This is a genomic window from Pseudomonas thermotolerans DSM 14292 (assembly GCF_000364625.1).
GTDB classification, from domain to species: domain Bacteria; phylum Pseudomonadota; class Gammaproteobacteria; order Pseudomonadales; family Pseudomonadaceae; genus Aquipseudomonas; species Aquipseudomonas thermotolerans.
The window spans coordinates 13208-26771 of the sequence record NZ_KB822617.1; the positions used below are offsets into that span (position 1 = coordinate 13208).

Here is a 13564-nt window from a genome sequence, read left to right on the forward strand (position 1 = left end):
GCAAGGATCGGTTCACAATCCCGTGGCCGACTGGGACAATCCGCCCCCATCACAGAATTCGAGGAATTTCGCGTGCAGATCCAGGGCTATTTCGATCTCAGGTTCGAGGCGGTGAAGGAAGCCTTCGCCAGCCTCTTCGAGGATCCTCAGCAGCGTGGCGCCGCGCTCTGCGTGCAGGTAAGCGGGGAAACCGTGCTGGACCTCTGGGCCGGCACCGCCGACAAGGACGGCAGCCAGGCCTGGACCAGCGACACCCTGGTCAACCTGTTCTCCTGCACCAAGACCTTCGCCGCGGTGGCTGCGCTGCAGCTGGTCGGCGAGGGCAAGCTGGACCTGGACGTGCCGGTGGCCCGCTGGTGGCCGGAATTCGCCGCCGCCGGCAAGGAGCGGGTGACCCTGCGGCAGATCCTCAGCCACCGTGCCGGCTTGCCGGCGCTGCGCGAGTTGCTGCCGGCCGAGGTGCTCTATGACTGGCAGCGGATGACCAGCGCCCTGGCCGCCGAGGCACCCTGGTGGACGCCCGGCGAGGCCCACGGCTACGCGGCCATCACCTACGGCTGGCTGGTGGGCGAACTGCTGCGTCGGGTGGACGGGCGCAGTCCCGGAACGAGCATAGTGGCGCGTACCGCCCGGCCGCTGGGCCTGGATTTCCACATCGGCCTGGCAGACAACGAGTTTCCGCGGGTCGCCCACGTGGCACGGGCCAAGGGCAGCTTCGGCGACGCCGCGGCGCAGCGCCTGCTCAAGTGCATGATGAGCGAACCGACGGCACTGACCACCCGCGCCTTCGCCAACCCGCCGTCGATCCTCACCAGCACCAACAAGCCGGAGTGGCGGCGCATGGAGCAGCCGGCGGCCAATGGCCACGGCGGCGCGCGGGCGCTGGCCGGCTTCTACGCCGGGCTGCTCGATGGTCGCCTGCTGGAGGCCGAGCTGCTCAACGAGATGACCCGCGAGCACAGCCTCGGTGAGGATCTCACCCTGCTGACCCGCACCCGTCTCGGCCTGGGTTGCATGCTCGACCAGCCGGATGTGGCCAACGCCACCTACGGGCTCGGACCCAAGGCCTTCGGCCACCCGGGGGCGGGCGGTTCGGTGGGCTTTGCCGATCCGGAGCGCGAGTTGGCCTTTGGCTTCGTCACCAACACCCTGGGGCCCTACGTGCTGATGGACCCGCGAGCACAGAAACTGGCGCGCGCCGTGAAGGACTGCCTGGGCTGACCGCTCGTCAGGATGAACGGATAAAACTTTTAGGGATTAGTGGGTTGCGTCCAGAATTTAACGCACCGAATAAGAGTTACCATATGCCGCTTTCCGGCCGCCTCACCAGCCGACACAACTGACGGAGCCCTTTCCATGCGCACGCTGCTGCTCAAGACAGCTACCCTCGTTCTCTGCCTGACCGCTGCCGGTTGCAGCAACTTCAAGTTCGACAACCTGTTTGCTTTCGACAAGGACAAGCCCCTGGCGCAAGAGGTCACCGAAGCGGCCAAGGCCAGGAAGGCCAAGATCGACCACGAGGCCACCGCCGCCTGGCTGGACAAGTACGAACAGCGCCTGCGCGACGAGCTGAAGGGCAGCAAGTTCGAGGTCAGCCGCGAGGAGAACACCCTGATCGTCACCGCTCCGGTGGATTCCTCCTTCAATCCGGACCGTCCGGGGCTGCTGATGCCGGCAGTGCTCGCGCCGATCACCAAGGTGGCCAAGCTGGTCGAAGCCGATCCGGAAACCGGCGTGCTGGTACTCGGTCATGCCGACAGCTCCGGCGACGACAAGCGTAACCGCGAGCTTAGCCAGGAGCGCGCCTCGGCGGTGGCTTCGATCTTCCGCCTCAGCGGCCTGCGCAGCGACCGTCTGATCCACAAGGGCGTCGGCTCCGACATGCCGCGCGCCGCCAACGACAGCAAGGAAGGTCGCGCCCTGAACCGCCGCGTGGAAGTGGTGCTGACCCAGCGCCACACCCTGGTCGCCCTGCTGGCGCGCTACGTCAAGCCCGCCGAGCCGAAGCCGGAGCTTGCCGCAAGTCAATCCAAATGACCCCCGGTAGGATAATCTAGGGCCATTGCCGTTCCGGCACGTTCGCCGTTCCGGCGACGCAGCGGCGACGGCCCGCGGGCCTGCCGGCACCTGACGCCTCACGTGGGATCTGGCGGCCCTCCGTACCCCATGAGCCGACAGGATGACCGCCATGTCTAAGTCCCTGGCCGATATGCGTCGCGAGTACACTCGTGACGGCCTCAGTGAAAACCAAGCCCCAGACGAACCCTTTGCGCTGTTCCGCCGCTGGTTCGACGATGCCGTGAAGACCGAGCAACTGCCGGTCGAGCCGAACGCCATGACCCTGGCTACGGTGGACGCCGAAGGCCGACCGCACTGCCGGGTGCTGCTGCTCAAGGGGGTCGACGAGCGCGGCTTTACCTTCTTCACGAACTACGAAAGCGCCAAGGGCCAGCAGCTGGCCGTGCGGCCGTTCGCCGCAATGACCTTCTTTTGGCCGGCGCTGGAGCGCCAGGTGCGCATCGAGGGGCGGGTGGAGCGGGTCACTCCGGAGGAATCCGACGCCTACTTTCAGGTGCGCCCGCTGGGCAGCCGCATCGGCGCCTGGGCGTCGCCGCAGAGCCGGGTGATCCGCGGTCGCGGCGAGCTGGAGGAACTGCTGGACGAGACCCGGCGGCGCTTTCTCGACGTCGCCCCGCACTGCCCGCCACACTGGGGCGGCTACCGTCTGCTGCCGGAGCGCATCGAGTTCTGGCAGGGCCGGGAGAGCCGCCTGCACGACCGCCTCAACTACCGTCTGGTCGACGACGCCTGGGTTCGCGAGCGGCTGGCGCCCTGAGGGTTCGATTGCTTACTGGCGGGACGCGCGGTATTCCGCGGCGGCGCGTTCCAGCCAGGCTGGCAGGTCGCTACGGCGCACTCCGCTGGCCTGTGCCTGGCTCAGACAGGCGAGCATGTGCTCGCGCATGGCCGCGTCGTCGCCGGCCAGGGACAGCGCCAGGTCGCGGTCCATCCAGCGCTTGATGCGCACGTAGATCCACCAGTGGAAGTACAGGCCAGCCACGGTGGTGATGACGATGATGAAGTAATCCATGCTTTCCTACTCTTGCGGTCTTGCTACCCTTGGGGTGTTGCCGTCGTTCGTGGACGCAAACGGTAACAGACCCACGAGCGCCTCGCGGGGGATTTTCTCTGGAGCCGTCGTGACAGGGGCGTGGTGCCGGAGTCTAATGCTCAAGTCTGTCGTTAGGAGAAACCTTATGCGTAAGTCTATTGTGCTGGCCGCTTCGCTTCTGAGCGTCGGGCTGACGTTGGGCGGTTGTCAGTCCAGCCTCACCGGCGACACCTATTCTCGCGATGAGGCCCGCCAGGTCCAGACCGTGCGGATGGGCACCATCGAGTCCCTGCGCCCGGTGCGCATCGAGGGCACCAAGACGCCGATCGGCGCAGGTGCCGGCGCGGTGGTCGGCGGCGTGGCCGGCAGCGGCGTTGGCGGCGGCCGCGGGAGCGCGGTGGCGGCGGTGATCGGGGCCGTGGCCGGCGGTCTGCTGGGGGCGGCGACCGAGGAAGGCCTGACCCGCACCCAGGGCGTGGAAATCACCGTACGCGAGGACGATGGCTCCCTGCGCGCATACGTGCAGGAAGTGGAGGAGAACCAGATCTTCCGGGTCGGCGACCGGGTACGCATCCTCACCGTCAACGGCACCAGCCGAGTGGCGCACTGAGTCCGGACGGCAAGCGGCCCCTCTCCCGGCAACGGGGGAGGGGCCGTTTCGTTCGGGCCGCAGACGTTCCTCAGCGCTTCAGCCAGGCCAGGGCCACGTCCAGCATGCGGTTGGCGAAGGCCCATTCGTTGTCGTACCAGGCCAGCACCTTGACCAGGTCGTCCTGCACCCGGGTGTGGTTGAGGTCCACCACGCAGGATACCGGGCAACCGATGAAGTCGCTGGACACCAAGGGCAGCGCGTTACATTCCAGCACACCGGGCGGCAGTTCGGCGGCGCCGCGGCGCAGACAGGCGTCGATGGTCTCGCGGCTGGTCGGACGCTCGGCCGTGAAGGTCAGGTCGAGCAGTGACACCGTGGGCGTCGGTACCCGCACTGCCAGGCCGTCGAGACGCCCGGCCAGCTCCGGCAGGACCAGACCGATGCTCCTGGCCGCGCCGGTGCTGGTGGGAATCATCGACAGGGCCGCGGCGCGCGCCCGGTAGGGATCGGCATGGGCCTTGTCGAGCAGGTTCTGATCATTGGTGTAGGCGTGTACCGTGGTGATCAGTCCCTGGCGGATGCCCACCTCGCGGTGCAGCAGCATGGCCAGCGGAGCCAGACAGTTGGTGGTGCAGGAGGCGTTGGAGACGATCCGCTGTGCGCCGAGTCGTTCGTGGTTGACCCCGTAGACCACGGTGAGGTCGGCGTCGTCCAGCGGATGTGAGGTTAGCACCCGCGGCGCGCCGGCCTCCAGGTGCTGTCCGACCTGCGTGCGGCGCTTGAGCTTGCCGGTGCATTCCAGGACTAGGTCGACCTCCAGGCGGCGCCACGGCAGGGCCTGCGGCTCGCGTTCGCGGAACAGGGGGATGGCCTGCCCGGCGATCTGCAGCTGGCTGCCGTCCAGACCGATCTCGCCGGGGTAGCGGCCGTAGGTCGAGTCGAAGCGGGTGAGGTGGGCGAGGGTGGCTGGTTCGCCGAGGTCGTTGATGGCCACGAGGCGCAGCTCGTCTTGCAGGTCCCGGTCGAACAGCGCGCGGACCAGCATGCGGCCGATTCGCCCATAACCGTTGATGGCGATGCGCGACATAGGCTTCCTCCTTCGTCACTCCCCGTTCAGCTTAGGCCCGGGAAGGAAGACGAGGGGCAGCGGGCTTGTGTCCGCAGGTTTCCCTGTCAGTTGCCGAGCTGGCCGCCGTAGTAGGCACAGCCACGTTGCAGCTGGCCGTCGATGCGCAGTTCGGCGCTCAGATGGCTGAGGGTGCCGCTCATGCCGTCCACGCAGCGCTGCGGGGTGACCCACAGCTGGATGCGCTGGCCGTTGGCCTCGCTGCTGAAGTCGAAGCGCCCATCGGGCAGCTGTTCCTGCACGTAGGGCAGAACCAGGCTGGGCTGGTCCTGGCGCTGCAGGAGCATGCCCCGGCGACCGATCTCCACGCTCCAGCCCGGCTCGTTGCCGCTGGCGCGCAGCAGCAGGCGTTTGAACTCGGGATCGTCGCAGCCGTGGCCCTGCTGTTGCAGGCGATAGAGCTGGGTGACCTTCAGGTGGCCGTCGCTGGGGATGCCCAGGACGTCGACGAACAGCGGGCCGGAACCGTCGGAAAAGAGCGCGGCGGCATCCCGGCTGAGGCTGGTGGGGCCGTTGTCGCCGAGGACCAGCTGGCGTTCGTCGCCGCAGGGGCGCAGCGTCAATCGTCCGGCGCTGACGCTCAGCTCGCCCTGCAGGCGGACCTGCCCGGCATTCGAGTCGCCGCGGGTGTCGAACAACTGACAACTGGCCAAGAGGGGCAACAGGGCAAAGAATAGGGGGCGGGCGGCGCGCATCGTCGATCTCCGAAACAATTGTGGCCACGTTACCCAGCGCGCCGGTCCGGCTCAAGAGCGGAGGCGGAAATGATCCAATGCAAGCGGGTGCATGAGGCACGCACGGCCGACGACGGCTACCGGGTCCTGGTCGACCGTCTGTGGCCGCGCGGCTGCCGCAAGGACGAGCTGCGCCTGGACGCCTGGGCGCGCGAGGTGGCGCCGTCGGCCGAGCTGCGCAAGGTCTTCCACCACGAGGCCGAGCGCTTCGCGGAATTCCGCGAGCACTACCGCGCCGAGCTGGCTGCCCATCCGGAGTATTGGATGCCGCTGCTGGACAAGGCGCGCAGCGGCACCCTGACCTTGCTGTTCGCTGCCCGTGACGAGGAGCGCAATAACGCCAGGGTGCTGGCGGAGTTCCTCGAGGAAGAGCTGGAGCGCCAGGGCCCGCCCAGCTCACCGGTGTGCTATGCCGGCGAGCCTTCCGGCGAATAGCGTGGATGCGCGTCAGTCGGCGATCTGCAGCTTGCGCGATTCGGTGTAGACGTAGCGGATTTTCTCGTACTCGAACGGTGAGTTGGTCTGCCCGTAGCGGAAGTTGGTGACGTGACGCTTGTCCACCGCCTTGAGCACGGTGATCTCTGGATGCTCGCTGCTGGTCTGTGCCACGTCGAGGTAGTTGACCCCGAACTCGACGGCGTAGTCGGTCACCAGGCCGGCGGTGTCGCGCAGGTTGGAGGGGCCGAGCAGCGGCAGCATCAGGTAGGGGCCTTCCGGCACGCCGTAGAAGCCCAGGGTCTGGCCGAAGTCCTCGCTGTGCTTGGGCAGGCCCATGCGGCTGGCCGGGTCCCAGAGGCCGAGCACTCCGAAGGTGGTGTTGAACAGCAGGCGGCAGGTGATCTCCATGGAACGCCGGCCCTTGAGCTGCAGCAGGCTGTTGACCAGGTTGGGCACGTCGCCGAGGTTGGCGAAGAAGTTGCTCACCCCGTTGCGTACCGGTCGCGGCGTCACGTAGCGGTAGCCGCGTACCATCGGCAGGAACACCCACTCGTCGAAGCGGTAGTTGAAGTGGTAGACCCGGCGGTTCCAGCGCTCCCAGGGGTCGTAGACGTTCAGCGCATCGAAGCTGGCGCGCTCGAATTCGCGCTGATCGAGGCCGGGGTTGAACTTCAGGTGCTCCAGCGGACGGGTGAAACCGTCCGGATCGGTGATGTGGTCGGCCCAGGCCAGGTTGGCGGTCACGGCCAGCAGCAGGGCAGGCAGGAAGGGCTTGTTAGCCACGGAGGAACTCCAGCATGTCGTTGGCGTTGACGCGGTAGTTGAGGTTGCCGCAGTGCCCGCCGCGAGGGTAGAGAATCAGTCGCTCGCCCAGGGCGCGGCGCAGGAAGCCGAGGTCGCCGGGGCCGAGAATGATGTCGTCGGCGTTGTGCATGACGAGGATCTTGCCGCTGCGCCTCAGGTAGTCCTCGAGGGCGTAGAGGCTGATCTGGTCGACCATCTGCATCAGGCTGTTGCCGTTGGTTTGCACCCGCCACATGGGCAGCAGCTGCTCGCGGATGTAGCAGTCGAAGTCGCACTGCAGGGCGCGGCGGAAGAACGGCTCCAGGCGTGTGCTCTCGGTGATCGGGTAGTTCGGCGGGGTGATCAGGCCGCGGCGGTTGAGCAGGTCCGAGGTGAACACGATGTCGGCCGCGGAGAAACGGAACACGCTGCCGATCAGCATGGCCATCTGCTCGTCGGAGAGCTGCTCCTTGGACTGCTGGAAGTCGTAGAGCAGCGCCTCGCTGAGGTCGATGTAGCCTTTTTCCCTGAAGTAGCGGGTCAGCTTGGCCATCACCACCTGGTAGAAAGTGGTGCTGTCGTCGATGCCGCTGACCCGGGTCTGCACCAGGCGGTCCAGATTGCTGGTCGAGGTGTAGAGGTTGACGGGTGGGTTGAGCATCAGCACGCGCTTGAAGTTGAAGGCGCGCCGGCTCTCGTCCAGGCGGCTGACGAAGGCGGCGTGGAGGGCGCCGAGGCTGTAGCCGGCCAGGTGGTAGTCGGTGACCTGTAGGTGCGGATGACGGGCGCGCACCGCCTGCATGACCCGGTAAAGGTCGTCCGCATCCTCGCTGGATATCCCCGGTGTGGCATGCCGTGAGGCGGCGGCCATGAAGTCGTAGCTGGTCGGTGAGGACAGCTGCACCACGTGGAAGCCGGCGCCGTAGAGCAGCTTCTTCAGGTATTCATTGAGGCTGCTGGCGTAGTGGGCGCCGGTGCCGGCAATCAGGAAGACCAGCGGTGCCGGGCCGTCCTGGCGGGCCAGACGGTAGGTCAGGCGGCTCACCGGCCAGAAGTTCTTCTGCAGGCTGAATTCCCGTTCCGGGCGCAGACGGAGGGAATGGTCGGCCTGGTCGATGTCCTCGTCGTCCGGCAATGCCGGACGCAACGCCGGCGGCGTGGTGGCGATGGTCGCCTCGAAGGGGTTGGCCAGCGGATAGCCGTAACTGGTCGCATCCGGCTGCGTCAGCGCCTGGCTGGTGGCGCTTAGAACAAGGGCCGCGAAGAGTACGGCCAGGCGGAGAAGGACGGACATGGGGCGAATCCCTTTGAACGAAACGGGGCTGAGTGAAGCCGTTTGCCGGCCATCCTGCAAGGCCTGCGGCCCGGATTGGAGTCGCTCGGGGCGCTACGGTTCAAAATATTGGCGGTGGCCGGCCGGAGCCGGCGGCAAGGCTTGAACCGTGGTCGGGAGGGATTATGCTGGGCGGCGTTTTGTTGCCGGAGAGCCTCCATGTGCCGTTCCCCGTCCCTGATCCTCTTGCCGGTCTCGGTGGCGCTGTGGCTGGCCGCCTGCTACGGGCTGCGCTTCGCGCTGATGGAGGATGACCAGTGGGTCGGGCTCTGCGCGGAGGCGGCGCACTGGGAATGCCGCCTGCGCTCCGGGCTGGGCATGCTCATCCACTTCAAGGTGATCGCCTGGAGCGCCCTGGCGGCAGCAGTGCCGGCCTTCCTCCTACCCGGCCGGAACGGCTGGTGGCTGGCGCTGCTGGGCCTGTTCCTCGCCATTCTGGCGCTGGTGCTCTACACCGCCAGCCTGGCGGTGTTTGCCCTGGTGATCGCCGCTCTGCGCCTGGTGCGGGCGCCGCAGGTGGCGGCTCGACACTGCTAGCGGCGGTCGCTTGGCGGCAGGGCGGCAATGCGCCATTGCCTCCGAGCGGTAATGGCTTGCCGCAGCCGGCGGCAAATTGACTGGCGGCAAGCGCCAAATCCTTGAATTAAAAGGCCGATTTTTTCTGGCACGCACTTTGCTGAATCTCTGGCAAACCAGCAGAACGGCAAGGTTCGTTGACATGAGCATCAGCTTCGACAAGGCCCTCGGCATCCATGAAAAGGCACTCGGCTTCCGCGCCCAGCGCGCCGAAGTGTTGGCCAACAACGTCGCCAACGCCGATACCCCTAACTACAAAGCGCGCGATCTGGAGTTCGCCGCGGTGCTCGCCGAGCAGAGCGAGCGGGCCCAGCGCGGCACCTTCCAGCTGACCCGGACCAACAGCCAGCACATCGCCGGCGAAGGGCTCGACCTCGCCAGCGAGGTGCTCAAGTACCGTATTCCGATGCAGCCGGCCATCGACGGCAACACCGTCGACGCTCAGCTGGAGCAGGCCAACTATACCGAGAACGCGGTGCAGTTTCAGACCAGCTTCACCCTGCTCAACAGCAAGTTCAAAGGCCTGATCAGCGCCCTGCGCGGCGAATGACGGAGAGCCCCAGCATGTCCCTGTCCAAAGTCTTCAACATCGCCGGTACCGGCATGAGTGCCCAGACCACTCGTCTGAACACCATCTCCAGCAACATCGCCAACGCCGAGAGCGTGTCCTCCAGCATCGAGCAGACCTACCGGGCGCGTCATCCGGTGTTCGCCACCATGCTGCAGAGCGCGCAGAACGGCACCGGCGACCGTGGCTCGCTGTTCGCCGACGAGGTTCAGGCCGGCGTTGGCGTGCAGGTGCTCGGCGTGGTGGAGGATCAGAGCAGCCTGGTGCCGCGCTATGAGCCGAACCACCCGGCGGCCGACGAGAACGGCTACGTCTACTACCCGAACGTCAACGTGGTCGAGGAGATGGCCGACATGATCTCGGCCAGCCGCTCCTTCCAGACCAACGCGGAAATGATGAACACCGCCAAGCAGATGATGCTGAAAGTGCTGACCCTGGGTCAGTGACAGCACGGATGAGGAGCAGAGATGAGCATCGATAGCACCGCTGGTGTCAGTTCCGTCCTGGATCAGTACCAGATCAAGAGCGGCACCAGCGCCAAGAAAGACGAGCTGGGCAAGGATGCCTTCCTCAATCTGCTGGTGGCCCAGCTGAACAACCAGAACCCGCTGGAGCCTCAGGGCAACGGCGAATTCATCGCCCAACTGGCCCAGTTCACCCAGGTGGAAGGTGTGCAGCAACTGAACGACAGCCTCGGCACGCTGCTCTCCAACTACCAGTCTTCCCAGGCTCTGCAGGCGTCCTCGCTGGTCGGCCGCAAGGTCATCGTGCCGACCGACAGTGCGGTGGTGGATACCAGCGAAACCTTCAAGGCCAGCCTGATACTGCCGGTGAGCAGCAGCAACGTCTACGTCAACATCTACGACAGCAGCGGCAAGTCGGTGAGCCGCATCAACCTTGGCCAGCAGCAGGCCGGCAACGTGAGCTTCATGTGGGACGGCAAGGATGCCAGCGGCAACCTGTTGCCGCCCGGCACCTACAAGTTCGAGGCGCAGGCTGCCTACGCGGATGGCACCAAGGGGCTCTACACCTTGCTTCCCGCCAACGTGGATAGCGTCACTCTCAGCCAGAACGGCGGCGAGCTACAGCTCAACCTGGCCGGTCTCGGCAGCGTTCCACTCTCCCAGGTCCAGATCATCGGTCAATAACCAACCGGTCATAACCGCCGGTTGTCCCGGCACAGGAGTCTTCCATGGCGTTCAACATCGGGCTCAGCGGTCTGCGAGCCGCCACTAACGACCTCAATGTCACCGGCAACAACATCGCCAACGCCGGCACTGCCGGCTTCAAGCAATCGCGCGCGGAGTTCTCCGACGTCTATGCCGCCACGATTCTCGGCAATGGTTCCAACCCGCGTGGCAGTGGCGTGCTGCTGTCCAACGTGTCGCAGCTGTTCAATCAGGGCAACATCAACTACACCCAGAACACCCTGGATCTGGCGATCAACGGCAGCGGTTTCTTCGTCACCAGCAACGGCGGCGACATCAGCTATACCCGCGCTGGTTATTTCGGCACCGACCGTGACGGCTACATCGTCAACAACTTCGGTTACCGCCTGCAGGGCTACCCGGTGGACGGCGACGGCAACCTGCAGAACGGCGTGGTCGGCGACCTGCGGGTAGAAACCACCAACCAGGCGCCGAAGGCCTCCACCAAGCTGGAGCAGGCCTTCAACCTGAACTCGACGAACACCGCGCCGACTGGCGGGCCCTTCGATCCGAACGATCCGACCACCTACAACTCGTCAACCTCGGTGAACATCTACGACACCCAGGGCAATGCCCATGTGTTCACCCAGTACTTCGTCAAGACCGGAGAAAACACCTGGAACATGCATGTGCTGGTTGACGGTCGCAACCCGGCAAACCCTGGCTCCACCACGCCCTACACCATGGAGCTGCAGTTCAACCCCGATGGCTCCCTGAACCAGGCCGGCATGGCTGCCGGTGGCCCGCTGAACTATGACCCGGCCACCGGGCTGATGAGCCTCAACGACTGGGTGCCGGCGGCTTCGGACGGCGGCGTTCCGCCGGTCTGGGGACCCAATGGCGCCAATGCCAGCCCGACCGGCATCTCCATCGACCTGCGTGCCTCCACTCAGTACGCCAGCAGCTTCGCGGTCAACCGGGTGAGTCAGGATGGCTACACCACCGGTCAGCTGTCCGGTCTGGAGATCGACGACACCGGGGTGATCTTCGCCCGCTATACCAACGGCCAATCCAGGGTGCAGGGTCAGGTGGTGCTGGCCAACTTCGCCAACGCGCAGGGCCTGAGCCCGGTTGGCAAGACGGCTTGGGTACAGACCTTCGACTCCGGCGAGCCGGTGATCGGCACGCCGCGCTCCGGCACTCTGGGAGCCCTGCAGTCCGGTGCGCTCGAAGATTCCAACGTGGAGCTGTCGGACCAGTTGGTCAACCTGATCGTCGCCCAGCGTAACTACCAGGCCAACGCCAAGACCATCGAGACCGAGAGCGCCATCACCCAGACCATCATCAACATCCGCTGAATCTGAGGGCCCCGCCTGGCGGGGCCTGTCATCTTCTCTCCTTTGCCGCAAGCGGCAATCTTCCGCCGCTCTGCAGCCTCCAGGCTCCCGCAAGGGAGCTTTTTCTTTTGTTTTTTCCTTTTGAATCAAACGCTTGTCTGTGTTTTTGGAGACTGGCACAGCCTTTGCTGGATAACCTCCGAGAGAGCAGTGGATTGACGCCCGATCCCGGAGAACACCATGGACAAGATGCTGTACGTGGCCATGAGCGGAGCCAGCCAGAACACCCTGGCCCTGCGCGCCCATGCCAACAACCTGGCGAACGTCTCCACCAGCGGTTTCCGCCGCGACTTCGAGCAGGCGCGCGCCATGCCGGTGTTCGGCGACGGTTTTCCGTCGCGTGTCTATGCGATGAGCGAGCGGCCGGCCACCGACTTCACCAGCGCCACCCTGCAGGAAACCGGCAACGAGATGGATATCGCCATTAGTGGCGACGGCTGGCTGGCGGTCCAGGCCCCGGACGGCAGCGAGGCCTACGTGCGCACCGCCAGCCTGCAGATCGACGCCCTCGGCCAGCTGCGTACCAGCAGCGGCCTGCCGGTGCTCGGCAACGGCGGTCCGATCGCCGTGCCGCCGCAGGAGAAGGTGGAGATCGGCGAGGACGGCACCATCACCATCCGTGCGCTGGGCGAAGCGCCCAACGTGCTGGCCGAGGTGGACCGCCTGAAGCTGGTCAATCCGGACCTCAGGATGATGGAGAAGGGCCAGGACGGCCTGATCCGCTACAAGGGCGGCGAGCCGCTGCCAGCGGACAACAACGTGCGGGTGACCTCCGGCTTCCTGGAGGCCAGCAACGTCAACGCGGTGGAGGAGATGACCGCGATCCTCTCACTGTCCCGCCAGTTCGAGCTGTCCGTGAAGATGATGCGCACCGCCGAGGACGATGCGGCGGCCATGGCGCGGGTATTGCAACTCAGCTAACCACTTGAACGCGGCGCCATGAATCCGGCGCCCGAGGGAGAAAGAACATGATTCCGGCACTCTGGGTCAGCAAGACCGGCCTGTCCGCCCAGGACATGAACCTGTCCACCATCTCCAACAACCTGGCCAACGTCTCGACCACCGGCTTCAAGCGCGACCGCGCCGAGTTCCAGGACCTGCTCTACCAGGTGCGCCGCCAGCCCGGTGGCCAGAACAGCCAGGACAGCCAGCTGCCTTCCGGCCTGCAGCTGGGTACCGGCGTGCGCATCGTCGGCACCCAGAAGATATTCACCGCTGGCAGCCTGCAGACCACCGAGCAGCCGCTGGACATGGCCATCAACGGCCGCGGCTTCTTCCAGATCTTGATGCCCGACGGCACCATCGGCTACACCCGCGACGGCAGCTTCCACCTCAACTCCGACGGCCAGCTGGTGACCTCCAACGGTCTGCCGCTGGAGCCGGCCATCGTCCTGCCCAACGAGGTGAAGACCTTCACCGTCGGCGAGGATGGCACCGTGTCGGTGACCACCGCCAACGACCCGCAGCCGCAGATCCTCGGCAACATCCAGATCGCCGACTTCATCAACCCGGCCGGCCTGCAGGCCATCGGCAACAACCTGTTCCTGGAAACCGCCGCCAGCGGGGCGCCGCAGGTCGGCACTCCGGGACTCACCGGCCTGGGCACCGTGCTGCAGAACACCCTGGAGAACTCCAACGTCAGCGTGGTCGAGGAACTGGTGAACATGATCACCACCCAGCGCGCCTACGAGATGAACTCCAAGGTCATCTCCACCGCCGATCAGATGCTCGGCTTCGTGTCCCAGAATCTGTAGCGC

The 13564-nt window shown here is 65.8% G+C and carries 17 protein-coding genes; 12 read left to right on the top strand and 5 right to left on the bottom strand.

Annotated features, from left to right (window positions below):
• Positions 1–72: 72 nt before the first annotated feature.
• From H165_RS0113795 to pdxH, 3 genes are all read left to right on the top strand, one after another.
• Positions 73–1221, top strand: a complete 1149-nt coding sequence (locus H165_RS0113795) for an EstA family serine hydrolase (RefSeq protein ID WP_017939525.1) — start codon at positions 73–75, stop codon at positions 1219–1221.
• 135 nt (positions 1222–1356) lie between these two features.
• Entirely contained in the window at positions 1357–2037 is a 681-nt protein-coding gene (locus H165_RS0113800; RefSeq protein ID WP_017939526.1) for an OmpA family protein, read from the top strand.
• Between the two features lie 151 nt (positions 2038–2188).
• Positions 2189–2836, top strand: coding sequence for a pyridoxamine 5'-phosphate oxidase (gene pdxH / locus H165_RS0113805; protein ID WP_026146634.1), 648 nt, complete (start codon positions 2189–2191; stop codon positions 2834–2836).
• 12 nt (positions 2837–2848) lie between these two features.
• Here the strand turns inward: pdxH and H165_RS0113810 are convergent, their stop codons facing one another.
• Entirely contained in the window at positions 2849–3091 is a 243-nt protein-coding gene (locus H165_RS0113810; protein ID WP_017939528.1) for a hypothetical protein, read from the bottom strand.
• Between the two features lie 166 nt (positions 3092–3257).
• Between H165_RS0113810 and H165_RS0113815 the strand changes: the two genes are divergently transcribed.
• Positions 3258–3722, top strand: a complete 465-nt coding sequence (locus H165_RS0113815; RefSeq protein WP_017939529.1) for an outer membrane lipoprotein — start codon at positions 3258–3260, stop codon at positions 3720–3722.
• A gap of 70 nt (positions 3723–3792) precedes the next feature.
• Here the strand turns inward: H165_RS0113815 and gap are convergent, their stop codons facing one another.
• Both gap and H165_RS0113825 read right to left on the bottom strand, forming a co-directional pair.
• Complete coding sequence (gap, locus tag H165_RS0113820; RefSeq protein WP_017939530.1) at positions 3793–4791, bottom strand: type I glyceraldehyde-3-phosphate dehydrogenase; 999 nt, start codon at positions 4789–4791, stop codon at positions 3793–3795.
• Between the two features lie 86 nt (positions 4792–4877).
• Positions 4878–5525, bottom strand: a complete 648-nt coding sequence (locus H165_RS0113825; RefSeq protein WP_017939531.1) for a COG3650 family protein — start codon at positions 5523–5525, stop codon at positions 4878–4880.
• Between the two features lie 69 nt (positions 5526–5594).
• On the opposite strand from H165_RS0113825, the gene H165_RS0113830 reads away from it, so the two are divergent.
• A complete protein-coding gene (locus H165_RS0113830) occupies positions 5595–5999 on the top strand; it encodes a DUF488 domain-containing protein (protein WP_017939532.1) in 405 nt (134 codons plus the stop codon).
• Between the two features lie 12 nt (positions 6000–6011).
• Here the strand turns inward: H165_RS0113830 and H165_RS0113835 are convergent, their stop codons facing one another.
• Positions 6012–6785, bottom strand: coding sequence for an MlaA family lipoprotein (locus H165_RS0113835; protein ID WP_017939533.1), 774 nt, complete (start codon positions 6783–6785; stop codon positions 6012–6014).
• A complete protein-coding gene (locus H165_RS0113840; RefSeq protein ID WP_017939534.1) occupies positions 6778–8079 on the bottom strand; it encodes an alpha/beta fold hydrolase family protein in 1302 nt (433 codons plus the stop codon). The genes H165_RS0113835 and H165_RS0113840 overlap by 8 nt, the downstream gene beginning before the upstream one ends.
• A gap of 198 nt (positions 8080–8277) precedes the next feature.
• Here H165_RS0113840 and H165_RS0113845 point away from each other — a divergent pair, with 198 nt between their 5' ends.
• The 7 genes from H165_RS0113845 to flgG all read left to right on the top strand — a co-directional run bounded on the left by H165_RS0113845 (position 8278) and on the right by flgG (position 13561).
• The gene (locus tag H165_RS0113845; protein ID WP_017939535.1) at positions 8278–8655 is read left to right on the top strand and encodes a hypothetical protein; all 378 of its coding nucleotides are present in this window, start codon (positions 8278–8280) and stop codon (positions 8653–8655) included.
• A 181-nt stretch (positions 8656–8836) separates the two neighbouring features.
• On the top strand, positions 8837–9244 hold the full coding sequence (gene flgB / locus H165_RS0113850) for a flagellar basal body rod protein FlgB (RefSeq protein WP_017939536.1): 408 nt from the start codon (positions 8837–8839) through the stop codon (positions 9242–9244).
• 14 nt (positions 9245–9258) lie between these two features.
• Positions 9259–9708, top strand: a complete 450-nt coding sequence (flgC, locus tag H165_RS0113855) for a flagellar basal body rod protein FlgC (RefSeq protein ID WP_017939537.1) — start codon at positions 9259–9261, stop codon at positions 9706–9708.
• A gap of 21 nt (positions 9709–9729) precedes the next feature.
• Positions 9730–10410: a flagellar hook assembly protein FlgD gene (flgD, locus tag H165_RS0113860; RefSeq protein WP_017939538.1), complete on the top strand. Its 681-nt coding sequence runs from the start codon at positions 9730–9732 to the stop codon at positions 10408–10410.
• Positions 10411–10454: 44 nt separating this feature from the next.
• Positions 10455–11768, top strand: a complete 1314-nt coding sequence (gene flgE / locus H165_RS0113865) for a flagellar hook protein FlgE (RefSeq protein WP_017939539.1) — start codon at positions 10455–10457, stop codon at positions 11766–11768.
• Between the two features lie 219 nt (positions 11769–11987).
• A complete protein-coding gene (locus tag H165_RS0113870; protein ID WP_017939540.1) occupies positions 11988–12728 on the top strand; it encodes a flagellar basal body rod protein FlgF in 741 nt (246 codons plus the stop codon).
• Positions 12729–12775: 47 nt separating this feature from the next.
• The gene (gene flgG, locus H165_RS0113875; RefSeq protein ID WP_017939541.1) at positions 12776–13561 is read left to right on the top strand and encodes a flagellar basal-body rod protein FlgG; all 786 of its coding nucleotides are present in this window, start codon (positions 12776–12778) and stop codon (positions 13559–13561) included.
• Positions 13562–13564: the final 3 nt, after the last annotated feature.

Coding starts and splice junctions, on each gene's coding strand:
- H165_RS0113800 (WP_017939526.1), top strand. CDS start 1,357: ATGCGCACGCTGCTGCTCAAGACAGCTACCCTCGTTCTCTGCCTGACC.
- pdxH (WP_026146634.1), top strand. CDS start 2,189: ATGTCTAAGTCCCTGGCCGATATGCGTCGCGAGTACACTCGTGACGGC.
- H165_RS0113810 (WP_017939528.1), bottom strand. CDS start 3,091: ATGGATTACTTCATCATCGTCATCACCACCGTGGCTGGCCTGTACTTC.
- H165_RS0113815 (WP_017939529.1), top strand. CDS start 3,258: ATGCGTAAGTCTATTGTGCTGGCCGCTTCGCTTCTGAGCGTCGGGCTG.
- gap (WP_017939530.1), bottom strand. CDS start 4,791: ATGTCGCGCATCGCCATCAACGGTTATGGGCGAATCGGCCGCATGCTG.
- H165_RS0113825 (WP_017939531.1), bottom strand. CDS start 5,525: ATGCGCGCCGCCCGCCCCCTATTCTTTGCCCTGTTGCCCCTCTTGGCC.
- H165_RS0113830 (WP_017939532.1), top strand. CDS start 5,595: ATGATCCAATGCAAGCGGGTGCATGAGGCACGCACGGCCGACGACGGC.
- H165_RS0113840 (WP_017939534.1), bottom strand. CDS start 8,079: ATGTCCGTCCTTCTCCGCCTGGCCGTACTCTTCGCGGCCCTTGTTCTA.
- H165_RS0113845 (WP_017939535.1), top strand. CDS start 8,278: ATGTGCCGTTCCCCGTCCCTGATCCTCTTGCCGGTCTCGGTGGCGCTG.
- flgB (WP_017939536.1), top strand. CDS start 8,837: ATGAGCATCAGCTTCGACAAGGCCCTCGGCATCCATGAAAAGGCACTC.
- flgC (WP_017939537.1), top strand. CDS start 9,259: ATGTCCCTGTCCAAAGTCTTCAACATCGCCGGTACCGGCATGAGTGCC.
- flgD (WP_017939538.1), top strand. CDS start 9,730: ATGAGCATCGATAGCACCGCTGGTGTCAGTTCCGTCCTGGATCAGTAC.
- flgE (WP_017939539.1), top strand. CDS start 10,455: ATGGCGTTCAACATCGGGCTCAGCGGTCTGCGAGCCGCCACTAACGAC.
- H165_RS0113870 (WP_017939540.1), top strand. CDS start 11,988: ATGGACAAGATGCTGTACGTGGCCATGAGCGGAGCCAGCCAGAACACC.
- flgG (WP_017939541.1), top strand. CDS start 12,776: ATGATTCCGGCACTCTGGGTCAGCAAGACCGGCCTGTCCGCCCAGGAC.